21 protein-coding genes, 1 tRNA gene and 1 riboswitch are annotated in these 26,859 nt (G+C 36.0%); of the genes, 1 reads left to right on the top strand and 21 read right to left on the bottom strand.

Annotated elements, in window-relative coordinates; genetic code table 11:
• The first annotated feature begins 84 nt into the window (after window positions 1–84).
• A complete protein-coding gene (gene allD, locus ACA100_RS05775; RefSeq protein WP_481079017.1) occupies window positions 85–1,155 on the top strand; it encodes an ureidoglycolate dehydrogenase in 1,071 nt (356 codons plus the stop codon).
• A 60-nt stretch (window positions 1,156–1,215) separates the two neighbouring features.
• Here allD and ACA100_RS05770 read toward each other — a convergent pair whose 3' ends face one another.
• The 21 genes from ACA100_RS05770 to ACA100_RS05670 all read right to left on the bottom strand — a co-directional run bounded on the left by ACA100_RS05770 (window position 1,216) and on the right by ACA100_RS05670 (window position 26,759).
• Window positions 1,216–1,797 carry a DJ-1/PfpI family protein gene (locus ACA100_RS05770; RefSeq protein WP_481079016.1) on the bottom strand — a complete coding sequence of 194 codons (582 nt, stop codon included), beginning with the start codon at window positions 1,795–1,797 and terminating at the stop codon, window positions 1,216–1,218.
• 71 nt (window positions 1,798–1,868) lie between these two features.
• Window positions 1,869–3,902, bottom strand: a complete 2,034-nt coding sequence (locus ACA100_RS05765; RefSeq protein ID WP_481079015.1) for a capsular polysaccharide biosynthesis protein — start codon at window positions 3,900–3,902, stop codon at window positions 1,869–1,871.
• The gene (locus ACA100_RS05760; RefSeq protein ID WP_481079014.1) at window positions 3,902–4,888 is read right to left on the bottom strand and encodes a CgeB family protein; all 987 of its coding nucleotides are present in this window, start codon (window positions 4,886–4,888) and stop codon (window positions 3,902–3,904) included. The genes ACA100_RS05765 and ACA100_RS05760 overlap by 1 nt, the downstream gene beginning before the upstream one ends.
• A gap of 11 nt (window positions 4,889–4,899) precedes the next feature.
• Entirely contained in the window at window positions 4,900–6,090 is a 1,191-nt protein-coding gene (locus ACA100_RS05755; RefSeq protein ID WP_481079013.1) for a glycosyltransferase, read from the bottom strand.
• Window positions 6,083–8,236, bottom strand: coding sequence for a glycosyltransferase family protein (locus tag ACA100_RS05750; RefSeq protein ID WP_481079012.1), 2,154 nt, complete (start codon window positions 8,234–8,236; stop codon window positions 6,083–6,085). The genes ACA100_RS05755 and ACA100_RS05750 overlap by 8 nt, the downstream gene beginning before the upstream one ends.
• Complete coding sequence (locus ACA100_RS05745) at window positions 8,229–11,102, bottom strand: CgeB family protein (protein ID WP_481079011.1); 2,874 nt, start codon at window positions 11,100–11,102, stop codon at window positions 8,229–8,231. Before ACA100_RS05745 ends, ACA100_RS05750 begins: the two co-directional genes overlap by 8 nt.
• Before the next feature lie 95 nt (window positions 11,103–11,197).
• Window positions 11,198–12,454 (bottom strand): UDP-N-acetyl-D-mannosamine dehydrogenase, encoded by a 1,257-nt coding sequence (gene wecC / locus ACA100_RS05740; protein ID WP_481079010.1) that lies wholly within the window; start codon window positions 12,452–12,454, stop codon window positions 11,198–11,200.
• The gene (wecB, locus tag ACA100_RS05735; RefSeq protein ID WP_481079009.1) at window positions 12,454–13,593 is read right to left on the bottom strand and encodes a non-hydrolyzing UDP-N-acetylglucosamine 2-epimerase; all 1,140 of its coding nucleotides are present in this window, start codon (window positions 13,591–13,593) and stop codon (window positions 12,454–12,456) included. Before wecB ends, wecC begins: the two co-directional genes overlap by 1 nt.
• 41 nt (window positions 13,594–13,634) lie before the next feature.
• Window positions 13,635–14,294, bottom strand: coding sequence for an ABC transporter ATP-binding protein (locus tag ACA100_RS05730; RefSeq protein WP_481079008.1), 660 nt, complete (start codon window positions 14,292–14,294; stop codon window positions 13,635–13,637).
• Complete coding sequence (locus ACA100_RS05725; protein ID WP_481079007.1) at window positions 14,291–15,079, bottom strand: ABC transporter permease; 789 nt, start codon at window positions 15,077–15,079, stop codon at window positions 14,291–14,293. The genes ACA100_RS05730 and ACA100_RS05725 overlap by 4 nt, the downstream gene beginning before the upstream one ends.
• 1 nt (window position 15,080) lies before the next feature.
• Window positions 15,081–16,178, bottom strand: coding sequence for a polysaccharide biosynthesis/export family protein (locus tag ACA100_RS05720; protein ID WP_481079006.1), 1,098 nt, complete (start codon window positions 16,176–16,178; stop codon window positions 15,081–15,083).
• On the bottom strand, window positions 16,171–17,301 hold the full coding sequence (locus ACA100_RS05715) for a KpsE/RkpR family capsule polysaccharide export protein (RefSeq protein ID WP_481079005.1): 1,131 nt from the start codon (window positions 17,299–17,301) through the stop codon (window positions 16,171–16,173). Before ACA100_RS05715 ends, ACA100_RS05720 begins: the two co-directional genes overlap by 8 nt.
• Window positions 17,302–17,308: 7 nt before the next feature.
• Window positions 17,309–18,571: a capsule biosynthesis protein gene (locus tag ACA100_RS05710; RefSeq protein ID WP_481079004.1), complete on the bottom strand. Its 1,263-nt coding sequence runs from the start codon at window positions 18,569–18,571 to the stop codon at window positions 17,309–17,311.
• A gap of 114 nt (window positions 18,572–18,685) precedes the next feature.
• Entirely contained in the window at window positions 18,686–19,585 is a 900-nt protein-coding gene (gene metF / locus ACA100_RS05705) for a methylenetetrahydrofolate reductase (protein ID WP_481079003.1), read from the bottom strand.
• A gap of 59 nt (window positions 19,586–19,644) precedes the next feature.
• Window positions 19,645–19,742, bottom strand: a riboswitch (SAM riboswitch).
• A 125-nt stretch (window positions 19,743–19,867) separates the two neighbouring features.
• Window positions 19,868–21,169 (bottom strand): trigger factor, encoded by a 1,302-nt coding sequence (tig, locus tag ACA100_RS05700; RefSeq protein WP_481079002.1) that lies wholly within the window; start codon window positions 21,167–21,169, stop codon window positions 19,868–19,870.
• Between the two features lie 65 nt (window positions 21,170–21,234).
• Window positions 21,235–21,317: transfer RNA gene (locus ACA100_RS05695), tRNA-Leu, on the bottom strand.
• Window positions 21,318–21,386: 69 nt separating this feature from the next.
• Complete coding sequence (gene folD / locus ACA100_RS05690; RefSeq protein WP_481079001.1) at window positions 21,387–22,265, bottom strand: bifunctional methylenetetrahydrofolate dehydrogenase/methenyltetrahydrofolate cyclohydrolase FolD; 879 nt, start codon at window positions 22,263–22,265, stop codon at window positions 21,387–21,389.
• Complete coding sequence (gene rapZ, locus ACA100_RS05685) at window positions 22,262–23,149, bottom strand: RNase adapter RapZ (protein WP_481079000.1); 888 nt, start codon at window positions 23,147–23,149, stop codon at window positions 22,262–22,264. Before rapZ ends, folD begins: the two co-directional genes overlap by 4 nt.
• 38 nt (window positions 23,150–23,187) lie before the next feature.
• Entirely contained in the window at window positions 23,188–23,703 is a 516-nt protein-coding gene (locus tag ACA100_RS05680) for a hypothetical protein (RefSeq protein ID WP_481078999.1), read from the bottom strand.
• Between the two features lie 3 nt (window positions 23,704–23,706).
• Window positions 23,707–25,020 (bottom strand): tRNA lysidine(34) synthetase TilS, encoded by a 1,314-nt coding sequence (gene tilS / locus ACA100_RS05675; RefSeq protein ID WP_481078998.1) that lies wholly within the window; start codon window positions 25,018–25,020, stop codon window positions 23,707–23,709.
• Complete coding sequence (locus ACA100_RS05670; protein WP_481078997.1) at window positions 25,017–26,759, bottom strand: autotransporter assembly complex protein TamA; 1,743 nt, start codon at window positions 26,757–26,759, stop codon at window positions 25,017–25,019. The genes tilS and ACA100_RS05670 overlap by 4 nt, the downstream gene beginning before the upstream one ends.
• Between the last annotated feature and the right edge of the window lie 100 nt (window positions 26,760–26,859).

Here is a 26,859-nt window from a genome sequence, read left to right as displayed (position 1 = left end):
GCATAGGAATAACATATCCTAAGTACCCGATTTATGGCTATACTGAATTGAATTTTTAACAGCAATCTTTCAAAGGAAGAAATTATGTCTGAAGAAAAAATGAAGCTCGTAACATTTGAAGAATTAAAATCTCTCATGAAAAATAAATTCATGAAAGCAGGCTTACCTGAAGTTCATGCAGAAGCTGTTGCTGACCATTTAGCTTATGCAGATTCTCGTGGCGTTCATTCCCATGGCGCTGTGCGTGTAGAATATTACTCAGAGCGCATCAATAAAGGCGGTAGCAATCCTAATCCTAACATTACCTTTGATCAAAAATCTGCAAGCATTGGCATTTTAGATGGCGATAATGCGGTTGGTCATTACATTGCACAACTCGGCACAGACAAAGCCATTGAGCTTGCAAAAGCAACTGGCGTTGGCGTTGTTGGCATGAAGCGCTTAGGTCATTGTGGTACTTTATCTTATTTTGTGCGCCAAGCAACAGAACAAGGTTTGATCATGATCTCCATGTGCCAATCTGATCCAATGGTTGTGTTATATGGCGGTGCTGAACCTTACTTTGGTACAAACCCAATCGCGTTCGGTGCACCACGTAAAGATGGCGCACCCATCATTTTTGATATGGCAACAACAGTTGGCGCTTGGGGCAAAATCCTGGATTCACGCGCTAAAGGCAAAGCAATCCCCGCGGATTGGGCTGTAGATTCTAACGGCGCACCAACAACTGATCCAAACGCAGTTGCTGGCTTAGTACCAATCGCAGGCGCGAAAGGTTCAGGCTTGATGATGATGGTGGATATTTTATGTGGCGCATTACTTGGCCAACCTTCTGGCGGTTCAGTTTCTTCTATGTATGCTGATCTATCTGCTGGCCGTGAATTAGGTCAAATCCACATTGTATTGAACCCAGAATTCTTTGCTGGCTTAGAATCTTTCTATGGCACAATCGAGAAAATGGTGGGTGAAATCCATGGCATGAAACCTGCTGAAGGCTTTAGCAAAGTACAATATCCTGGTGAAAGAAGTGATGCTACATTTGAGAAATACCAAGCAGCTGGCATTCCAATCGTTGAAGAAATCTATGATTACTTAGTGAGCGATGATATCCATTTTGATCGTTACGATGGCATGGATGCATTTGCTAAAAAATAATATTATCAGAATCATTAGCCTCGCAAAGCGAGGCTATTTTTATTCATATTTATAAAATATTTATAAAGTAATTTTAGCGCCCAATAACTCCACAAATGCAGCCAACCAAGCTGGATGTGCTGGCCATGCTGGCGCTGTCACTAAATGACCGCTCACTTCAACACCATCCACAGGAATGTCACTATATTTGCCACCTGCTAAAGTCACTTCTGGACCACAAGCAGGATACGCACTGACTTTTTGATCTTTAATCACGCCCGCTGCCACCAATATTTGCGGACCATGACAAACTGCTGCGATCGGTTTTTTCTCTGCATCAAATGCACGAACAACCGCCAAAACTTGCTCATTCAAACGAAGATATTCTGGTGCTCTACCACCTGGAATGACTAAACCCACATAATTGGCAACATCCACATCATAAAAATCATAGTTCAATGTAAAATTATGCCCAGGTTTTTCACTGTATGTTTGCGCACCTTCAAAATCATGAATCGCCGTTAAGACTTGATCACCTACAGTTTTATCTGGGCAAACGGCATGAACTTCATAACCTAACATCGTCAATGCCTGAAATGGCACCATAATTTCATAATCTTCTACATAATCCCCAGCAAGCAATAAAATTCTCTTTTTTGTCATAATCATCCTAAGCCTCCTTTTATTTATAATGATTTAAGATAATATGATTCCAAAGATGATTCAACCCAAGATTATTTCACTAAAACTTTCACCAAAGCTTTAACTTGATTGGCCTTACGCTTCAAATAATTGGATTCTATCGATTGCGCACGATTTTTACGTTGTTCATCTAAAATGCGTAATGCTTCCATAGCATCCACCACTTGCTTGGTTTCAGGATCAATATATGTCGGATACAACAACATCGCACCTGCCACCAATTCTGGCAATATTAATGATCTATTGCGACGATCACAATGTAATTGATCCACTGTTAAACCCCAACCTGCATAAAATGGCAAACCATAACAGACAACTTTTTTGCCACGCAATAACGCCTCAAAGCCTGATAAAGATGTCATTGTATGCACTTCATCCACTTGCTCAATACAATCCAAAATATTGGCATGTGTGATGATTTGATCCACATATTTAAGTGCATCTTCATCTTTAGTTTTGCCAATGCGATTACCGCTCACTACATCTGGATGAGGTTTATAAATCAGATAAGCCTCAGGATTTTGCGCTCTAACGGCTTTGATTAAATCTAGATTACTTTTCAACTGCGGCGAGCCATAACGAATGGATGCGTCATCCTCCACTTGCCCTGGGATCAAGATCAATTGTGATGGCTTCGGATTCGGTAGATCCAAGCCACCATTGCCCACATTGTATTTACCAATATTTTTTTCCACCAACGCTTTCGTTAATGCTTTGGCCTGTGTGATCTCATAATCATTGAAACTATGATTTTGTAAAATAGCTTCTAATCGAGACGATGATTCAGCATCAAAATAAATCCCTAAATCATCCATCACCAAAGATAAAGGCGCAACCAAATTAGAACCCAAACCCACAGAACGAATGAAGCCATCTTCCATTCGCAATATCGGCAAGTTATGCTCTTTTGCCCATAATGGAATGGCTGGGTATTTTTGCCCCCACATCATAATCTTAACGGATTGCCCCTGATACGCTTTTTTAATGTGCGCCAAAGATTTAAAAAATCTCACATGATTATTGTGCGTGGTTAAAAATGGCGCCATGATTTTGCGCTTCCACCATGACAAACCAATGCACCAGATTTCCCCTGATAACAGTTCCGTGCGCCTTTGCATAGCCACCAAATAATGGATCACATCAAAAATATCACCACGCGCTTTCGTATAAGGATTCAGATAACGGCAATATTGCAAATAACTTGCAGCAAAGACTTCCGTTAATGTTGCTGATCTTCTTCTATTTTCAGCTTTTAACTGCACAATATCCCCATGGCGATCATCCGTTAATCCCCAACCTGCATACCAAGGCACGCCAAACACCACCACATCCTTTTTCATCATGCAAGCTTCAAAGCCCATTTGTGATGTTGCGGTGTAAACCTTATCCATTTTCTCTAATAACGTGATCGGGTTAATATTTTCTGATAATACTCGCACATTATCATCCGCGAGATATTCAGTTAAATGCCCTTGCTTTTTCCCCGTTAATACATCTGGGTGAATCTTGATCCATAATATGGCATCAGGATTTTCAGCTTTGGCAGCTTTCACCATATCCACAAATGTATCCGCCGTAACGCCGCCATATTTCAGCGCCATATCGCCAGCAGTTTGATCAATGATCAATACATTTTGACGAGTATCATCCACCATTAAATGCACAGGCCATGCTGTAGAAATATGATTATATTTAGAGAGATGATTTTGAATAATCAACTCAATCGCCCGACTTGCATCAGATAATAATGGCTGCAAGGAATCAGCATCCATAATTAAAGCTTCTAACCTTGAAGGCTTGCTGTAATCATAGTAAATGCCGAGATCATCCACCACTAATGATAATGGTGGATGTCCATCAATCCCTAAGCCAACAGAACGTAGGAAGCCATCTTCTAATAACAGATGGCAATGATCTTTTTTTCTCAACGCTCGTAAGCCACTTTTTTTATAGCCCCAGCCAATATAATAATTGGCATCCGCATTATTTGAATCATGTAAAAATGGTAGCCAACGATCCCGCTGCCACCATAATTTAAATCCTGTGTAATGCCAATGCTGTGCCATCAATCATCCAAACCAATGATGCGAGACATTTCTTTCAGTCGATGCTCCCAAGTATGATATTTGGCTACATATTCTGCACCTGCACGCGCTCTTTCTAAATCATCCTGACTTGGCCCATGCTTTAAGCGATCAAATAACTCTTTCATCTCTTCTGGGCTATGAACAACATGGCAGTAATCTGCAAACATTTCATCCACAGATAATGCGGGCGTTGTTACTGCAATGCCACCACAAGCTAAAATTTCCACTAAACGACGGGAATACATCGTCGGAGAATCTGTCACCGTATTCACATTGAGCGATACCAAATAATCCTTATAGATTTGCCCCGTTTTTGGGTATTTTACAGCTTGTAAAATATCCATATTTGGTAAAATGGGATAACGATAATTCCCTGATTTTCTTTTAGAATTACGATCAAAAGCCGTTAAGCCTAATCCTGTAGAAGAGGCTGCCTCAAATAATTGATTCTGCCATTCTCTGCGAATATCATGCACATGGTGGCTATAACTGCCCACAAAATTGGCACGGTTATGCTTAAAGTTAAATCCTGTAAAGCTATGAAATTTCGGCTGCACTGCAAACATCATTGTATGAATAGATGCATCCTGCCCCATCACTTCCTTATAACGCGGAATACAGGTGGAATCTACAGTAAATACATGATCAAACAACTTGGCGCTATCAATAAAGCGATCAAAATGCACGCCATCTTCCTTATTCCAAAAGACCGTAGGAATCCCACGATCTTTTGCTTTCTGCACTAATCTTTTGAGCTTATCATTATTGCGTTCAGGATGATCAGGATAAGAAGCTATTTTATACTTCCAACGATTCCAACGACCTTGCCAGGCTGATTCTACAAATAATATATTACATGATAAAAAAAATGCCCCGTAACAAAATATACTGCTAAAATTTAATTTACTTTCGTTTCTAATAGAATTAAATGTTAAAGAGTCCGCGACCAAAAGAATATCTTTCATATTTCAATTAATCATTTAGTGATAGTTATATTTTCAATATAACTATCACTATCTCCCCATTTAACTAAAGTAATAGCTTTTGTACTAACATCAGATGGTATAGTAACTAAAAACTCTTCTTCATTCTTATCTTTAGTTGTAGATAAATATCTATAATAACCATTCCGAGAAAGAACTAACCCGCTTTTTACTATCTCACTATCTGTTAAGTCTCGAGTAAAAGAAAATTTTATTAAAGCCTGCTTAGCTGTACTGGATTCTGATAACAAAGTGTATTTTATAATACAGTGATTTATATTTGTTATCTCATCTAAAATACAAACATCAATACCTTTCTTATTCAATAATAACGATGACTTCTCAAGTAAAGTGTTTTTTTCACTTACATATTTCGCTACTATAGGAAACACATCTGAAATATTTTCATTTACAATAGGATATTTATTTAAATCATTCATGATTTTCTTAAGATATTCTGAACTTTTAAAGTGACTAGATGTATCCTGTACAGCATGACGCAACCATACAAAATTATGCTTTGTAGAATCAATTATCGTCGGAACAGATAAGTCAGTTAACATATGACTACCTGTATTAGGGATACGAATACTTTTATCTCCATCAAACTCACATATCCTCATTTGTCCTATATTTATAAAAGGAAAACGTACTTCTCTTAATATTAATGATGTATTACTGCTTTCATAAAAAGTTGTATATCCTTTAGAAAACACTATATTCATACCTAAAAAACTTTTCTGTAAATATTTTTTCATATTTTGTAAGTAATCTATTGATAGAATATCATCATCATCTAAACTAAAATATCCAAAAATATTTTTTGGCGCAGACATCTGTTCAAACTCTTTAAGAATATGAGTGCGTATATTCAAATCACTCAAAAAATCTACTTCTACTAAACGTAAAAATCTATATTTATTTGTAATTTCAATAAGCTGCGTCTTATATTTTAAAGGTAATGAGTGAGAACATACAATAAAATGAATATAATCGATGCCTTCACAATTCATTTTTGATAAAGATGGTACTATAATTTTTGAAAACATCTCCATTCTGAGAGAAAGCCTTTCATCAGCATATAAATTTTCAACATAATCATCATAAGAACCATTAGACAATAAAAATTTACCATTATGCCTTACTAGCACACTAAAATATGTAATACCAAAAAAATTATACATCTCTACTCCCAAAACAATCAGTCCATTGTTTTATAACTGTCTCTTTAGAAACATGGTATGGAACATTCAACACTTTTTCTGTCGCATGTGAATACTTTAATATTTTACTCACTGCAGAATCTATATTATAAATAATAAATTCATCCCCCCAAATTTCTTTGGCTCCATTCCAATCCCAAATAATAGGATAACAACCTGTCAATATACCCTCACCTATCGCCATGTGAAATGACTCAGCATCTGATGGAGATAAAATATAGCCAACCAAACTTAGCCATTGATTAACATCATCACCAGCAGGATCAAAAATAACTTTATAGCGTAAATTAGGATTACTATTTATACGATGCAAAATTTCCTTGTAATACTCTATTTCCTCTGGTCGATTATGAATCCATGCATAACTTAAAGGGTTTTTTCCTTTTATACGTAAACAATAACGGCTATCCTTCTCTAATAATGCCTCTAAGAGATCAATTGCTCGATCTAATCTTTTTCCTTTTGGGGTTACACCAATCATGCCAAGAACAAATTGAGCATCTCCCATTTTTTTCAAAGGAGTAAATTTTTTATCATCCAAATAATTTGGAATGATACTTGTTTTATTCACAGGGATATTCGGAATCTTATTTAAAGCCTCGTCACGTATATGCTTGCTAACAAAAGAAATATGATCAATAGCGTCTAAATTAGAATTAGCTAAATATGGCAACTTACTTTCTTGCGCATGAAATCTAGCAATTAATTTTTGGTGATCTTTTTTATGCTTTGAATACCATTCAAGATTCCCCAAACACCATTCACAAAAAACAATATCAGCTTGAGATAATAATCTTAGGCTTTGTAATTCATCATGTTTATTGTGTCCTTGCCATTGATCAATAATAAATTTATACTTCCCTGTTTCTAATAAACGCTGTTGTAATAAATTAAAGAATTTAAGATCATGACCTGCGACTAGAATTGTTATAGGGTGATTACTATCCTTGCCATCTAATTCAATAGCCTCATCCAACCATATCGCTAATTCTTTGCTTCTTACTGAAAACGTGTGCTTCTTTGCTAATAAATATAATCTATGAGCTGCATGTTTTAGTACATTTACATCTCTCAGTGCTAGTAATAGTTTCTCTCTAAATTCTTCCTCAGAATTTGCAAATAGTGGATAATCTGCACCTAGTAAACTTTCATGTAAGCTATTTCTATTCAAAATAGCAGCACATCCAGCACCACCATATTCTAATATTTTAGTAGAATATTCTAATGTCTCATTCATAGATTCAGAACGCCACGATAGCCCAATTCTCGATTGTTTCAATAATTCTTGAACATCTTCTCGGCTTTTAGCCCCCATCCATTGTAGCTTTTCTGTATTTTGTAAAGCTTGTAGCATTAGGTCATGATATTCAGGATAATTTCTCTCTTGATGAATTTTATCTCCTATCATTAAAATTTGGCTATCCACAACTTGAGATGATATTGCATTCCAAGCATTTACCATTTCTAGAGTTTTCCAATCACTTTTAAATTTTCCGGCATAGACTACTTGTGATTTTCTTAAATTAATATCTATTAAACTATTATCAATATCAGGAATAACAGGAGAGTAAATTTTAAATTTTGTAACACTGATGCTTGGAACAAGTTCTTTCCATAGATTAATAAAACCTGTACTTTGACACAAAATAAAACGCGCATTATTAGCTAGTTCATACATAACTCTGACTAATTCAACACTATATTCACTTATATCTTGAGGAATATCTGTTAAATAGAGCCAACATTTTTTTAAAACTAAAGGATCATCTAACAACGACTGTGCAATTTCTAGGCCTCTAACAATGATCCCATCATATTTATATTCATGATATAAATCTCTCGTTAACTGAGCCATTTGTGCAGGTGACAGTCTTTTAAAACTTTTACCTTTCCAATATTTTTTATCAGAACCATCAATAATATTAATATTATTTTTATCTAGCAATGGTTGGTATAACTCAAATCTTTCTGGTGTGCTTTTCGCAATAAAATCTACTTCAACATTTTCATGACTTGCCAATGCTAAAGCAATTGTTTGAGCCCAAATAGAAGAACCATCAATATAGTTTAAATCAGGACTAGAACACACTAATACTTTTTTAATCATTACTCTTACCTACATAATTACTTTTTCTTACCAATTCATCACTATCTATAAAATATGTGTTATATGCTTGTAAGCTATGCTTTAAAAGCATACGACGTATTTGGCTCATAAATTCACTTTTATTTTTTAATAAAGTTCCATTTAAAGATTGGTAAGTATGATACTCAAATGGTGATAATGTTTTTTCTTGAGCCTCTACTGAATATGAATTAGCCAATGGTTCATAGATGTACGCATTAGTAAGATCTACTAAATAATATTTAGCATATTCATAATATGGAGAAATGACCCCATACAAATCGCTATTATGGTCAGAAATATATGCCATCAATTCATGTTGAGAAATATTTTTTGTCCCTTCAACCTCATAATCTTCATATTGATCTGATTTCACTGATATTAACTCATAATTACCATACTCCTGTGTTTTACAAAATGTATTAGCTAAAACAATATCACTTTCATTATTAATAAATACAAAAATTGAAACTTTGGGAGCAACAGAAATATTCTGATCAACACCTGTTTTTTCGAAAATATAATTTAATCTATGTGCATAAGTATGCTTCTGAAAAATCTCACGAATTCCTAATAAACTTCTTCTTCTCCACTCCTTGTCATCTGTCATTAATATTTCTATGGCTTTATAAGCTTCTTTTTTACTATCAACCAACCAAACTGCATCGCTTTCAAATAATTCTTTAATCCCTTGTGAATAGGTGCTAACAATAGGAGTTCCACAAGCCATTAATTCAAAGACTCTACGAGAAAACATAGTAGGCGAATTCGTCACAGAATTGACATTCAAGAAAACCCTATATTTTTTATACTCTTCACATAATTCTAAATAGGGTAAACTGCCAATAACATGCTGTTGATATTTATCAGGAAAAGGAGAATGCCCCAATGAATAGTTTCGATCATAAATATCTAGCCCATATTTTTTAGCTGCATCTAATAACCAAACTATTACCTCACCTCTCTCTGCATGTCGATTGCCATACCAACTTCCAGCAAAACAACTTTTATTTTTTCTATTAATTAGTGAACAGGGTTTATGCAATGATGGCTGTGCTGCAAAAGGTAAAACATATACATTTGAATTTCCAGTCTTAGATTTATAAGAGGAAATCATATTTTCATCTGTAGTAAATATATATTCAGCCAAAGATGCACTGTCCATGAAACGATCATGATGTACAGGATCTTCTTTGTTCCAAAATACTGTAGGAATAGATTCATTTTTGAAAAATGTACATAGTTGTGCGATTTCATTGCCTGGCTTATTACTATATCGACTAACTCTATATTGCCAGTTACCTGAATTTCCTTTCCAAGCACTTTCAATAAATATTAAACTTGGATTATATATCTGAGATAAAGCATACCAATTATCAGTTCTAGGCTGTATCAGATTAACATCCGCACCAAAACATCCTTGAGTAAACTCATCCATGATTCCCATCATTATAGGTTTGGATTTATCAATATTTTCACTCCAACCATTTATACTAATTTCACATTCTTGTGCACTAGGAGGAATATATTTTTCAGAATCTATATCAATATCTGTAGAGTTTAAGAGTATATCTTGGTTTCTATATTGTAATTTTAATGTTTCAATAATAACAATCTCTTCCTCTTTAAGATTAAAGCCTGTTAGCCCAATTTGAACTGACCTAGCATTTTCAGGAATATCATAATCATATACTAAAACTTCTGAATTTAATGTATCTGGTAAATATTTATAATAAGAGGAAAACTTATCAATCCATAATAAATTTTTAGGAGAGGAATTCAGCTTATTATCGAATTCATCATAAAACGTTAATAACAACAATGCTTTTTTATCACGCAGTGTTATATTTTTATATTTAATTTTCGCAATGCATTCTAACTTGCTTCCACCATTAATTGGTTTAGTATATTTCAGCTCTTTTTTATTTTTTAATAACTGTAAATCTTTTACTTCCAAAATATTACTGTGAGCTTGTGAACGGCTTGCAATCATAAAATCATTAAAGGTTACTTTTTCATTATCCTTAAGATTAAATTTTGTTTGAGCTACCTTAATAAATGAGATTCTTTGATCAACTAGGAAACTAAAAATGATTTTCTGTTTTAAATTAGTATTTGGAATATACTTAAAAAAGCTATCATACGCTTTGGAATAGCCAATATGACCTAAAAAATTTTCTTTAATTTCCTTGCCAGCATGATCATATATTTTACAAAGTAAAATACCTTTTTTATTATCAGTCAATGTATTTTCATAATTAGAAGATACTAAAATATCAATATAATCTCCCGATTGTACTTCAATTTTTTTCCATTCTAAAGTATCAGAATTACATGACTTTCCTTGAAGTAACTCTCGCTTTATATTTTTATATTGAGCAGAACCAATATTTACAAAATATAACTGGTCCAATTTTTCTTCAAAATTATGAAAAACAACATGCAAATATTTAATAAACCTAGGGATATTAAGTGTTAATTTTCCATAAAAAACTCCATTATGTGAACAAACTTCTTCAAAAAAGCTATGAATCCCATAATCCTCAGAATATTTTGTATTTAATAATCTTAATTGCTTACTTTCAACCTTTATAACTTCAGAAATATCAAAAGACACATAAAAGGTCTTTTGATCAAGTTTTTCTTTACTAGCTACTATAAGTTCATATGTCCCAGATGATATATTCTTAAAAACTATTTCAGGAATTTTAACATTCCAATCTTTCACCGAAGAAAAACTAGCCAATGGAGCTTCTAACATATCAAAACTTAAAGAGGTCTGTGCGATTTTACATAATGCTCGCTCTTGCTGCCTTACTCTAAATTTACTTATTATTTTTTTAAACATAATTCTCTAGCTACTCAATACCGATTAAGATTAATCAAAAAATACAAAAATAAATAATAATGGTCATAAAGCTATTTATGACCATTACATCAAAATTAACAAATACCTTTAGTATCAACAATTACGGCATCATTATTAAATGATAAGCCAGCTTTAAACTCATTATGGTCCACCAAAATCACAGCAACATCGGCAATATCTTTAGCTGCATCATATGAGATCAATTCAAAACTTTGCTTAGTTTCAAAATGATCATTTGCAATATTTGGCTCTACTGCCAATACTTGGTTAGGATATAAAGCTGCAAGTTTATTAGTGATCATCAATGCTGGGCTTTCACGTAAATCATCAATATTTGGTTTAAATGCTAAGCCATAACATACAACTTTTACTTCATTAGCTGCTTTACCTGTTTTCGCTACAACTTCTTGTACTGCTTCTTGTACCTTACTGATAACCCATTGTGGTTTGCCATCATTCACTTCACGTGCTGTGCGCACAATTCTTGCCAAATCTGGGGTTTTATTCACGATAAACCAAGGATCAACAGCGATACAGTGACCACCAACACCTGGTCCTGGTTGTAAAATATTCACACGAGGATGACGGTTAGATAACTCAATCAATTCCCAAACATTGATATCTAATTTATCTGAAATTAATGATAATTCATTCGCAAATGCAATGTTCACATCACGGAATGCATTTTCTGTTAATTTAGCCATTTCCGCAGTACGAGCATTCGTTGTTGGTAATTCACCTTTCACAAAAATTCGGTAAACTTCAATCGCCTTAGCAGAACATTCTGGCGTAATACCACCAATCACACGATCATTCTCTACTAACTCTCTGATCACTTGACCTGGTAATACACGCTCTGGGCAATAAGCAACATAAATATCTTGACCTGTTTCACCTTCTTTCGGGAATTTTAAATCAGGGCGAGCGGCTGATAACCAATTGATCATATCATCCGTTGTGCCCACAGGTGATGTAGATTCTAAGATGATTGTATTGCCTTTTTCTAATACTGGCGCGATTGCTTTTGCAACTGCTTCAATATAGCTAACATCTGGCTCATAATCACCTTTAAATGGTGTTGGTACTGCAATCACAAAAGCGTCCGCTTTTTCTGCCTGTGTCGTCGCACGTAAAAAACCATCCGCAACTGCCACGCGAACTAATTCTTCCAAGCCTGGCTCTACAATATGGATTTTCCCCTGATTAATCGTATTAACGGCCTTTTCATTCACATCCACGCCAATCACTTTAACTTTTTGTGACGCAAACATTGCCGCAGCTGGCAAGCCGATATAGCCTAAACCGATAACAGAGATCGTTGGTGTACTCATTACTCATTTCCTTTTGTAGATTGCATACTTAAAAATAACGACTGAACAATTTTTTGCGAGGCAGTTCCATCCCCATACGGATTTTTAGCGCTGGACATTTGCAAATAAAAATCTTTATCTTCTAATAGTTTTTGGCAGTATTTAATAATATTTTGCTTTGCGGTACCTACTAACATTACAGTTCCAGCCTTTACTGCTTCTGGGCGCTCTGTTGTATCCCTCATTACAAGTACAGGCTTACCTAAAGATGGCGCTTCTTCTTGCACACCGCCAGAATCACTCAAAATAAATTGTGATTTAGACATTAGATAAACAAATGGCAAATACTCCTGTGGCTCTATTAATTTGATGTTAGAAATATCCCACAATTCTTGAATAAAAATATTGCGCACCTTAGGATTCAAGTGCATAGGGATCACAAAATTAATCTCAGGATACATTTGTGATAACTCTTTCACCGCAGCGCTGATATTACTGATACCTTGCCCATGATTTTCACGACGATGTGCAGTAATCAACACCATCGGCTGATTATTTTGAGTGAAAGGAAACTTTGCTTCCATCTCATTTTTTAGTTCATCACCTTCCAATAAATTCACAACTTCCAATAAAGCATCAATCACTGTATTACCCGTCACAAATACTTTATTTGCATCTACACCTTCTCTCAAAAGGTTATCTTGTGCTTCATTCGTTGGGGAAAAATGTAATTGAGATAATACACCTGTTAAACAACGATTCCCTTCCTCTGGCCAAGGTGAATACAAATCATACGTTCTTAAACCAGCTTCAACGTGCCCAATGGCAATCTGCTGATAAAATGCAGCCAAACTTGCAGCAAAAGTTGTGGAAGTATCACCATGTACTAAAATATAGTCAGGCTCAAACTCTTTTAAGATAGGTGCTAAACCCAATAAAATACTGGAAGTGATGCCTTCCAAAGTCTGCCCTTGCTTCATGATATTTAAATCATAATCAGGGGTAATTTTAAACAAAGAAAGTACCTGATCCAACATTTCTCTGTGTTGCGCAGTCACGCAAACTTTTGATTCTATCCCACTAAATTTTTCTAACTCTTTAACTAATGGTGCCATTTTTATAGCTTCGGGACGGGTACCGAATATTGTTAAAACTTTCACTTCTCCACCTTAAAATAATTTTCAATCAAACTGTTTAATACTTATAAATTCTGGTAAACCTTTATACCTTCTTCCACATCTTCATATAATGTGGCTTGTCCTTTATCTAATACGATGACTAAATCACACATCGTGCGCACTTGTGTCATTCCGTGTGTAACCAATAAAATATTTGCTTGCCCCACTTTAGCTTTAAATGCATCACTGGCTTTGGTTTTAAAGTGAACATCCCCGACGGACATTGCCTCATCCACTAAGTAATAATCAAAATCAAAAGCAAGACTTAAACCAAAAGCAACACGCCCTTTCATGCCAGAGGAATATGTTTTGGTGGGTAGATCAAAGTATTCATTAATCTCTGCGAACTCTTCGACAAATTTAACTTTTTCCTGTAGCTCTTTTCCTCTAAAACCTTGCGTGCGCGCAATGAATTTTACATTCTCACGAGCAGATAGAGAGCCTTGAAAGCCACCACTTAATCCTACAGGCCAAGAGATAGACTTATCTGTAATAATTCGCCCACTATCTGGCGTATCCACTTTTGCCAATAGATTCATTAAAGTGGATTTACCTGCGCCATTTCGCCCAATAATTGCAACATTACGCCCGCTAGGAATTATGAATGATAAATCTCGAAATATATATTTGCGCCCACCTTTATGGTGTAAATATGACTTTGTGACTTTTCTGATCTCAATCATTTCATCAATAATCTCTCTTTACGCACCTTATATAACCCTAAAGCACAAAATAATATTACGATAGTTGCAATGGTTGGATACGTCATATTCACACCAGGTATATCTGGATAATGCGTAAATGCCGAATCCCTAATATTACTAACAATATGGGCATAGGGATTCAATAAAAGCCAGTTTAAATATTTTTCAGGGATAATCCACAAGGGAAATATAACACCTGATAAAAAATAAAAAGCCATAAACATAATGCCAATAAAAGATCTCAAACTAGGAACTACATGCACTAATATGCTCAATAAGATACCTAATCCAAATGAAAATAATATACCTACCAATAATGCACATAAAAAACCAATTGGATGTGCAATATTGACATCTAAAGCAAACCAATATCCTAAAATAAAAATAAAAATAATATAAATTAAACTATAAATAATTATTTCAACTAATGTGCGAGCAATATAGGTATCCAATATTTTAATATTGGGGTACACAAATAAAGCTTGATTGGCCCCGACAGAATCCATTAATTTCTGTGCTATATTTCGCATCATAAAAAAGGGAATCATTCCAGCCAATAAAAAAACAGGATAATCAATACCTTGTACAGATCTTGCTCTAATGATAGTAAAAATAAATAACATAGCCATAATATGTATCATGGGCTCAAATATCATCCAAAATGCCCCCATTCTTCGGCTACCAAAGCGTGTTTGGAACTCTCGTAGCAGAAGTGCAAATAGCACATCTGCCATGATCTGAATGGAGGTTCTTCTAGATTTCATATTAATTACTAATTGCGTTACCCAAAACTAATACTTGGATGATAGGGGAAATCATCTTCTGGAATTCATACACGCCAGCATTAGTCACATACACAGCATCTTCATTTTTTACTAAAAACTGTTTAGCTAAAAACATAGAGGTTGGATTTTGCATATCTAAATGAAAAACTTTTGGCTTATCATTTTTTGCTGTAGTCTCTGGCATACGGAAAATAAACACACCACGAACATCTGCTTTTGCTTCATCTAAACCGCCAATTTTACCCAATACTTCCAGTAAGCTTGGGTTCATCGAAGGAAAATCATGCAGCCCTGATTGTTTAACAGCACCCATCGCGACGAAACGCTTACGAGCACGCTCTAAAATCACTTCGCTGTTTGGTGCCAATTTAAAGTTTTGGCCGTTCAATAACTCTTCATAGTTAAACTTACGCACGGTTTTACCATTACGGACGATCACATTCACTAAGTAAGGTTCAAGCTTTGGCCCACCTGCTTGGTTCACTGCATCCAATACTGTCAATGGCCCTTGCAATGTAGAAAAACGTCCTGGTTTGTTTACATCACCAGATACTAAAACGGAAGCACCCAACTCACTTGTTAATGAGATATAAACTTGTGGGTCCATTGTATAGTTTTGAACGGCTTTTTTAATTGCTTCTTGAGCTTGAGTCAGTGATAAACCTGAAATTTTCAGATTATTCACATAAGGTAAGGAAATCTTACCATGGGCATCAATTCTTACTTTATCAAACGTCGTACCACCACCTGCTAACGGTGCAAATAACCCACCATTTTCCGCATTATCTGCAATCATTACCGTCAATACATCACCAGACATTAATTTAGTATCAGGAATCGTTGATTGCGTGACAGATGCTTTTAATTGAGCTTCTTCTGGCTTCATATAATTCACAATTGTTTCTGCGGATAATGGCACTAAAGTATAATTTTGTGCTTCATATTTATCCGAAGCATTAATGATCGAAGATTTAGAAGGACCTGCCGCAGAAAAAATACTACCGCATCCACTCAAGATCAAAGCACTACAGACTAATGTTATCGTTTTCGCGTGGTACTTATTCAAAACCTTATTCATAATGATCCCTTATCGATGCAATCACAAAACGTAAAATGCCATATAATAAACATAAAATAATGATTATGGTTAATAAATTATAAATTTTTTGTGGATAAATTGCTTCTTGTGGTTTGATAGGTTTCACAACCGCAATTAAGCTACGCACATTTTTAATGGCTTCGAGCTTTGCATTTTCCACAATGGCTAAGCTTGTTTTATAAAACTCTTCTGCCACGATGATATTCACTTGTAATTGGCGATACTCAGATGCAATCGCATTGAATGATCCATCGACATCGGTTGTTGCTGTAATTCTACTTTTCTCTATCTTCAACTGTTCTTTTAACGATAAAATTTTATTATTCAATGCCTTAATTTGCGGGGCATTTTTAGCCAATGTAGATTCCAAAGCCTTTAAACGTGCATTTTCTTTAGCAATTTCAGACTCTAATGAGCTAATAATTTCTAGCATGGATTGCGCTGTTGCATCTGCATCCAATAATTTATGTTGATTTTGGAACGCTTGCATCTCATCTTTGCTTTCTTGATAACGCTGAGTGGAAGCTAATAATTCTGTATTGGCAAACTCTGATTGCTCTAATGCCATATCACGAGATACTGAGTTTATGAAAAACTTACTTCTTGTTAAAATCTCTTGCACAATTTGCGCAGAAAACTCACCCGTCAACGCTTGTGCATCGATATGCAATAGCCCCGTCATATCATCATAATGCGTAGTGATCATTTTATTATAGAACTTCAGCTTTTCTTCTGTCAGCGCATCTTCTGCGATAAAGAAAAATGGATCACGATATTGGGCTGCATAATGCTCTGACCAATTGATCGATTTTTCTAAATGATTCAACATATCGTAAGAGCCGATGTACTCTTTCAAATACAAAGTATATTCACGAGATGCAGGATCAATACCGCCTGTTAATATCGCCAAGCCTGCTGCGGCCTGCGAACCACGGCTATCAATTTGTCTCACAACAACTTGCGCGCTGCTCACATAACGATCCACAGCAAAAAATGTGAAATAAATGACTGACAATAAAAAAGGAATAATAACAACGATGCTAAAAAGTCGTTGAGGCTGGGATGCAGCTTTAATTACTCGTTTCCATGAAAACAACTTCATAACTACTTTATTCCTTTTCTTTCACTATTTCGTCAATTTTTTTATCAGAAAGAGCACATTGTACAAAATCTTCATCTAAATTGCTGATATAAAAATTAGCATTCAATTGTGTTCTACATAATAAATAAGATCGATATGCATCAAATACTTTGGGATCTGGCTTTTGAGGATTACCCCAAAACCTACTTAAAGACTGCTGATCCGTTAATCCTTCAAAATCATAAGGTGCCTGTCCTGATGCTTTCACTGGCATATTATGCAATAAAGCTGATAAACCTGATGTACTATTTATCACCACCATGCCTTTTGCTTTACGTAAAAAAACAGGCATTGGGATATCAAATACATAATGCACTCGATCCTCAACACCATATTTTCGGCTTAATTTATCAATTAAAGCACCATAATGATTAAAACCACGATCCATAGGATGATGTTTAAAGATAATATGAACATCTTTATCCGCACCTTTAACAAAAGACCGCAATACAGTTCTAATAAATGCAGGGACATTTTTAACACAACCAAAGCTTTTCACTTGACTATCATTATGTACTTGTAATGGCACAATAAAAAACTCAGGAAAGCCATTATTCTCAATGCTTTTTGCTAATAACGATTCTCGTGGTTTATACGCCCATTTTCGCCAGCCTGAGATTGCCCATGCAGCCATATAATTGAGCACTCTATAATCACGATGGTGAATATAATTTTTCAATTGATTTCGACAAAAATACATTGCCATATAATAATGCATAGCCAACCAAAATCTTGTAAAAAACCCAGAGACCAATGCTCTTGGCTCTTTCATACTAGGTATATTTGGCTCATTATCCAGATAAAATTCCGCACTTCTTGGCAAAACAGATGCACTATTCACCCCCCATTTTTCAAAGGTAATATAATGCGGCCTCAAATACCCTTCTTCAAAAGACCAAAAATTCACCCCATCCAAATCTTGGCAAACTTTTTTGGCAATATCATGATAGATTCGTTTGTGACCAAAGCACACAACGGCATCAATTTTATTTTCCTGTACAAAATCAGTCAAATAGTTAGAGAAATTATCCGCACTATCATTATAAATAAGAGTCAGGTCATTAAGCGGGTAATAAAACACGTCCCCACCATTAAAATTCAGCTTATAAACTTCCTTTCCTTGCTTTTGAAGAAATTGGCTTAACTGAAAAAAATAAGGACCAATTGGCCCTTGAAGCAAAAGTATTCTGCATGACTCATCAAGAAACTCCTGCCAGTAACTTGTACACAATTTAGTTGACCTAGACGATTTAATTTTTATAAGAAGGCCGATTATACATAATAGCCATTCATAATGATATTAGAAATATCGCCCCACTTAATAATATGAAAGATTCATAAATCATTACACCTTAGTAAGACTTTCGCGAATCCCCAATGTATGACAAAGCGCATAAGTTAGCTCTGAGCGATTCAATGTATAAAAATGAAAGTCTCTAACACCTTCTTTTCTCAGTAATCTAACCATATCAATCGCAACACTAACACCCAACAATTGGCGTGTAAAAGGATCATTATCCAAGCCTTCAAAACGCTTATGCAACCAATGCGGGACTTTAATATTTTGTGGCTCTGCAAATTTCAATAATGTTTGATAATTAGTCACTGGCAAAATGCCAGGAATAATTTCTGCTTCAATCCCAATGGTTGCGCAGCGATCTCTGAATCGTAAATAAGCATCCACATCAAAGAAAAACTGTGTAATTGCTTGAGATGCACCTGCATCCACTTTACGCTTTAATGCAACCAAATCAGCTTGAGCACTTTTTGCCTCAGGATGAACCTCAGGATAAGCAGCCACAGTGATATCAAAATCATGCACAGCTCGTAAGAAAGCAACGAGATCTTCCGCATAGATCTCTGGCTTAATCTGCCCAGCTGGCACATCACCACGCAATGCTAAAATATGGCGAATCCCCATATCCCAATATTGATTAGCAATATCTAAAAGCTCTGCGCGCTCCACATCGATACATGTTAGATGGGGCATAGCAGTTAATGAAGTTTTATCCACAATTTCTTGAATAACTTTATGCGTACGATCACGAGTACTCGCATTCGCACCATAAGTCACAGAAACAAATTTAGGATTCAAACCTTTTAAACGCTCAATGGATGACCACAAAGTCTCGTACATTTTTTCGGTATTAGGTGGGAAAAACTCAAAAGATACATTCAAATCATTCGGCAAATCCGCCAAATTTTGATTCAATAGCTCAACCTGAGATGCAGCGCTTAAACTCATAAACTAAACTCCTTATCATTAGAATTTTAACGTTTAATCTTATAGAGTACTTGCGCACACACTTATCTTCCAATGATCTTTGGAGGAGTTAGCACCTTGTCAGCTGATAGGTTGCCGGGTTTCACAGGGCCATTCCCTCCACCACTCTTGATAAGTAAACGTTTTTTGACACGTTTCTCAACTATAGCGAGAGATTTATGACTTTGCAAGCCCTCTTCTGCAAAATATTCCGAGCAATAAAAAAGCCCGATTTTATCGGGCTTTCATAAACTTAACTATAAATTATGCTTGCTTAGGATTCATCATTTCTTGGAAGTTAGATGCCTCTTCTACAACTTTAGCCTTAGCAACAACGAAATCAATGATTTGATCTTCTAATGCCAAGTTACGCAATTGTTGCATTGTTTTTTCATCATTTTTGAAATGAGTTTTCACTTCTTCTGGATCTTCATAAGTTGCCGCCAAGTTATCTAAACGTGCATCAACAAATTTTTCATCCAATTCAATTTTTTGATCTTTAACCAATTCGCCCAAGATCAAACCTAAACGTGCACGCTTTTCAGCTTCTGCACCAAATGCTTGTTGAGCAATTTTCATAAATTGTTCAGCTTGCTCTTTATCTTTTGGCTGTGGGAAGTTCGATTGTTGAGCCATTGCCTGAACTTCACCCATTACCAAAGCTTCAGGTACTTCAACAGGATTAGCTTCACCCAATGCAGTCATTACGCTTGTTTTCAATTGATTATTCAAAACATTTTTCAATTCACGAACCATGTTTTTTTCTAATTCTTCACGTAACTTATCCACATTGCCATCTTCGATACCGAAAGTTTTTGCAAACTCTTCGTTCATTTCTGGTAATACAGGAGATTCTACAGAGTGAACCGTTACATCAAACTCAGCTGGCTTACCTTTTAAACCTGCTGCATGATAATCTTCTGGGAATGTTACAGAGATAGTGCGAGTTTCACCAGCTTTTACACCAACCAATGATGATTCAAAACCTGGGATCATTGTGTTTGCGCCCAATACGATCGCAACATCAGTGCCTTTACCACCTTCAAACTCTTCACCATCAACGCGACCAACAAAATCAACAGTTAATTTATCGCTGTTTTCAGCTGCACGATCTTCTTTCACCCAAGTTGCTTGCTGTTTACGCAATGTATCTAACATTGTATCAACATCAGCTGCTTCTACAGATGCAGTTTTTTTAACGATTTCCAAAGCTGTTAAATCATTCAATTTAACTTCTGGCATCACTTCAAATTCAACATTAAACTGCAAATCGCCCGCAGTTTCAGAAGGAACGATGACAGGGTAACCAGCTGGTTTTACATCTGTATCTTTGATCGCTAATCTGAAAGCTTCATTGATTTTATCATTGATAATTTCATTTTCGATTTCAGCACCGTGCATTTTTTCAACAACTTTTACAGGTACTTTACCAGGACGGAAGCCATCCAAACGAATACGTTTAGAAACTTCTTTCAAACGCTTTTCTTTTTCTAATGAAACTTCAGCTGCGTCCAATGCAATTTGTACGCGACGTTTTAAACCTTCTAATACTTCAACTGCTGACATAATTTGAGCACCCAATTTTAATTTAAAAATAAAAAAAGGTGCGTATAAAACGCACCTTTATCACCTGGTGCGAGAGGAGAGACTCGAACTCTCACGGTCGCCCGCTGGAACCTAAATCCAGTGCGTCTACCAATTTCGCCACTCTCGCAATGAGAAGCAAATTATACGCGCTTCTCCTTCCTTGTCAATATCACATTTTACAGTGATCAAAGATTGATCAATTTAACTGATTTGGATCGGCAATACCGTTTTGCATACATGTTGCAGATAATGTATTACGCAACAAACATGCGATCGTCATCGGACCAACACCACCAGGAACTGGTGTGATGAATGCAGCTTTTGGCGCAACTTCATCAAAATCAACATCGCCCACTAAACGATTTTTACCATTTTCTTCTATACGGTTGATGCCAACATCTATCACAGTTGCACCTTCTTTAACCCATTCACCTTTGATTAAACGAGGCTGACCGACAGCAGCCACAATAATATCCGCCTCACGACATACTTCAGGCAGATTTTCAGTTCTGGAATGTGCCACTGTTACAGTGCAATTTTCTCTTAATAAAAGTTGAAACATTGGCTTACCAACAATATTAGAACGACCAACAATCACAGCCTTCTTACCTGTTAAATTGCCTAATTTATCTTTCAGTAATAACAATGAACCCAACGGTGTACATGGAATCAATGAAGGCTCACCAATAGATAAACGACCAACATTTACAGGATGAAAACCATCCACATCTTTTTCTGGCAAAATTGACTGCAATACGGTTTGCTCATGAATGTGTTTTGGCAATGGTAATTGCACCAAAATACCATGCACAGATGAATCATGATTCAAATCTTGAATCAACTGTAACAACTCTTCCTGCGTTGTTTCAGCGCTTTTTTTAATCGTCACAGAGTTCATACCACACTCTTCTGCAAATTTTTGCTTATTACGCACATAAACTTGACTCGCAGGATCTTCGCCCACCAACACAACAGTCAATCCAGGCGTAATGCCATGATCTGCTTTTAATGTTGCGATCTGTTCTGTTAACTTTGCACGTAAACCTTCTGCAAATAATTTACCGTCAATATTCATTGTTCCTCCGAATGTTTTTGAAAAGAGTGCGTGATGTGTAATTCACGATGCTTCACAATTAGCGGATAGCGCTGGGCGATCACTTTTGCTAACTGCTCCACCAAATAAACCGAACGATGCTGCCCACCTGTACAGCCAATCGCGATTGTTAGATATGCACGAGTGCCTTGCTCAAATCTTGGCAACCACGTATAAAAAAAATCTTCCAAATCTTTTAAATAAGTTTGTACATCTTCATGGCCTGCCAAATAATCAGACACCTCAATGTCCCGCCCTGTTTTTGGACGAAGCATTGGCTCCCAGTGTGGATTAGTCAAACAACGAGCATCAAATATAAAATCTGCATTCAACGGCGTTCCATGTTTAAAACCAAAAGACTCAACCTGAATGGATAACTGATGCTGATCATGCTTATTTAAGAGCTGCTTCTTAATAAAAGCACGCAGATCATGAACGCTTAAGCACGATGTATCAATATGTAAATCCATATAGGCTTTCAATGGCTGCAAAAGAGATCTTTCGTGCTCTATTGTGTCCAATAAACTCAAATGCGCTTGATAAAAAGGATGTCGACGACGCGTATCACGATAACGCTGCACAATCGCCTCACTTGTGGCATCTAAAAAAACAAAATCGATATACTCAGGCAACTCATTTAACGAAGCAAAAATCTCTTTTGCCTCACTTAAATCATCTGGAAATCCTCGAGCATCCACTACAATTGCTAAACGCTTATGGGATGATTCTTCCGAAAATTTTTCGATGAATGACAACACAAAACTTAGTGGTAAATTGTCAACACAGAAAAAGCCTTCATCCTCAAATGTTTCAAGCGCAATGGATTTACCCGCACCTGATAAACCACTAATCAATACGATTTGCATATAACCTTCTCCTTTTTCGATTATATCCATGCCATTCATCATTCTGAAAAATCCAATTGCTGCTGTTTATCATTTTTCTTTTTGGGCGCTCTTTTCTTTTTCACCGCTGTACTTTTAACCTTCTCATCCACAACCTTAGTAGCTTTCCGAGTTTTTTTAGGTTTTGACTCAACATTTTCTTTATTGTCTTTAACGACTGTTTTTTTCTTGGTATTTTTTGCCTGAGCCGACTTTACAGGTTTCGATCTAGCACGCAACTTATCCGCATCTCTTTTTCGTATTTTTTCAGCTTTAATATAACTTAGCGCCGCTGTTATGACAGTTAATATAGAAATTGCACTCGCAATTTGCATGCGATAATTGGATAAAAATTCACTGATTGCCTGATTTTGGAATGGCAAAATAGGCAAAATCCACCAACTGATTGGCCAAGCCAATAATGCAACACACAAATGCACCCACCAAGGAAACCACAACCAACCACCGGATAAACCATCATAATCATAATGTGCTTGAGGCTGTTTTGACTGTGATAAATCTGGCTGGCGGAACATTGACTAAACTCCTAATAATTTGTGTTTTTCAATGATGACGGGCATATGTCCATTGGGCTGACATATATCCTTATATAAATGATGCAATCCCAAATGTTGCACCCAAATGATTTGCCCAGAATCTTTATCGCGCAAAATTTTCACTTTGGATCGCAACCATGATTCTAATTCTATTTCTTGTAATAATTTTTTCAAGGTTTGTGATCTATCTCGCCATACTGGATGAAAAACTAAACCATCCTCACGATCAACCAACTCTAGATTAAATGATTCCCAAAAATCTAACGATGGCGCATTTTCAGTTACCATCCATTCATAATCATCATCAACTATATCTACATCTGCTGTTTTTGGCATAAAATACAATCGATTCTTAAAAGCACGAATCTCCCAATCATCCATCATAAAACAGCTTTGCGAAGTTGCTTTTTTCGCAATAAACATTGATAAAAACTCATCAAACTGGCGCTTTTCTAAGATCACATCATGTAATTTCAACCAATAACGCAATACATTTCGCTGACGTAATTCAGACAATGCTTGAAGTGGCGATAAATCCAAATATTCTGCTGAGTCTTTATATAAACTTGCATAATCCTCTTGTGCGATCTCTGATAACAACAAATCGCTTTCTTGAATCAGCTGTGCACTTCGGGCAAATGTTTGCTCATAATGGGGGAAATATTGCGCGACAACTGGAAAAATAGCATTCCGAATCTGGTTACGTGCCTCTTCTGTACCATGATTTGTATAATCCTCCATCCAAGGCACATTCATGGATTTGCCCGCTTGATATAACTCTGACTTTGAAATGGATAAGAATGGACGGCACACAGATAATGCATGTTCGCCAAATTTCAACTGCGTAAATGCCCGCATCCCACCCAAGCCTAATGTGCCAGAGCCACGAAGCAAGCGATACATTAAAGTTTCTGCTTGATCAGAACGATGATGGGCAACCACCAATAAACCATTTTTAACCATTGTTTCAGCAAATTTTATATAGCGAGCCTCTCGGCCACAAGCTTCTGCACCTTTTTGATCAATATCAATCACAACATCATAATTAATAAAATCAATGCCATAACGCTGCGCACTATTTTTTGCAAAATCTGCCCAAATAAAAGAATCTTCACCATGCCATTGGTGATTCACATGAATCGCTGTAATTGGTGGCAAACTTTCACGATAAGTATGCAACCAATGCAAGAGCATATTGGAATCAATTCCCGCACTTAACCCAATGTACAAGTGATCATATTGATTCAATAAATCACGATGCTGATTAAAAACAACTGGATACCAAGCAGGAATCATATTTCCTTACCAATATTCAAGTGGAAACGCACATTATCCCCATAATCTTTATCAAAACCATGAGCAATATCGAATTTCACCACACCAATTTGCGAGAACCAACGAACGCCCAAACCTGCACCAAACTTTAGATTAGGTTTATTACCATTGAATGCATCACCCGCATCGACAAATGCAACACCTGCAAATTCTTTTGTGAATTTATGCTCCCATTCAAAGCTTCCCACAATGAGCTTTTTCCCGCCATAAATTTCATCGTCTTGATAACCTCGCTGCCCTATTCCGTTATAACGATAACCACGCACAGAATTATCACCGCCTGTTTGGAATAATAATGCAGGACTCAAATGGTACAAATCTTTAGACGCAATGAATGTATGCCCAATCTGCCCTCTTAAAATCACACGATCATTTTTCGCAATTGGAATCGCCGCTGTACCTTCTGCTTTGACTTGAACAAAGTTAATATCCGAACCAATATTTTTAGATGCACCGCGCACCATCACTGAACCTTTTAACACCCATTCTTCAAAAATAGGATTGACAATATTATCCCAAGTAAAAGTTGCAGATGGCACAAGTAACTTAGTATGCATTCTAACACCGTAAGGCGTTCTGAATTTATCATTACGATAATCCAATGCATATACTTGTTTGAAACCTTCTTTTTTATGTGTGCTCGAAGCACCAATTAAAAATGTAGTGTAATCACGATATTTTGTATCTTCATAATTATATCTAAAATAGATATCATAAAAACTTGTTGCAGGTCTCTTACCAGGAATTCGATAATTAAAAATGGCGCGTCTTTGCTTTTGAGCGAGCAATAGATCAACATTAAACTTATGGCCCATTTTATTCAAATAGCGCCAAGTGCCCAAACCTGACAATCTCATACCAATGTCTGTGCTATAACCAATACCTGCACTGAATACGCGCTTCTTCTTAGGTGAAACTGTAATATCTAAAGGGACAGTTTTCGTTTGATGATCCACCGTTGGCGCAATAATAACTTCTTCAAAATAATCTGCGGCATCCAGATCTTGTTGCAACTCAAGCGTTCGCGTATCAGAAAACTCAGTCTCTTCATTAATATTCAAATAACGGCGTAATAATTCCTCTGAAAAATATTCACTGTGAAATGTCACTTCACCAAATTTATAACGATCCCCTGTATCCATTGCCAAATGAACAAGACTTTTATAAGTATCTAAATTCACAATAATTTCATGCATTGGAAACGTCACATCAAAATATCCCAATGCCATCGCTTGGTTATACAGCGAACCCTTCATTTTTTCATAGCTTACCTGATTCAGTGGCGCTTCTAATCTAAGCTCACTCTCTTTAATGATATTTTTAAAAATTCTTTTTCGATAACCTTCACCTTCGATCTCAAATATCAAATCATTAATCTTAATGGGATCTTTAGGATTAATAGTATAGGTTGCAATCCAAGTATCCCCATCTTTTGTTAAGTTTGTTTTAATGGTGGGGCGATAAAAACCATAAGGCTCCAAAGCCATTGCGATCTCTTCTGGTGCTTGGTCATTTAACCATTCCACACGCAACGGTGGTGGCGCTTCTCTATTTTGGTATTCATAAATACTCAGCGCATTTTGCACATTCGTCAACGCAGTTTTATGCTCTGTTAACCCTTCAATTTTCACGGTTAATTTATCAGCATAGGCAAAGCTCGATGTCAGCAAAAATGTCAAACAGGAAAGGTAAAATTTCATCCTATCGATATCGTTATAGTAAAAGAGATGCAATTATAACAAAGTCATGAATTTTATTTGTTATAATCACACATTAATTTTTCATTTAAAGATTTTAGGT

The organism is Wohlfahrtiimonas sp. XWW7 (assembly GCF_056716055.1).
The sequence above is the reverse complement of the archived record's forward strand: the minus strand, read 5'-3'. Positions and strand labels throughout refer to the sequence as shown.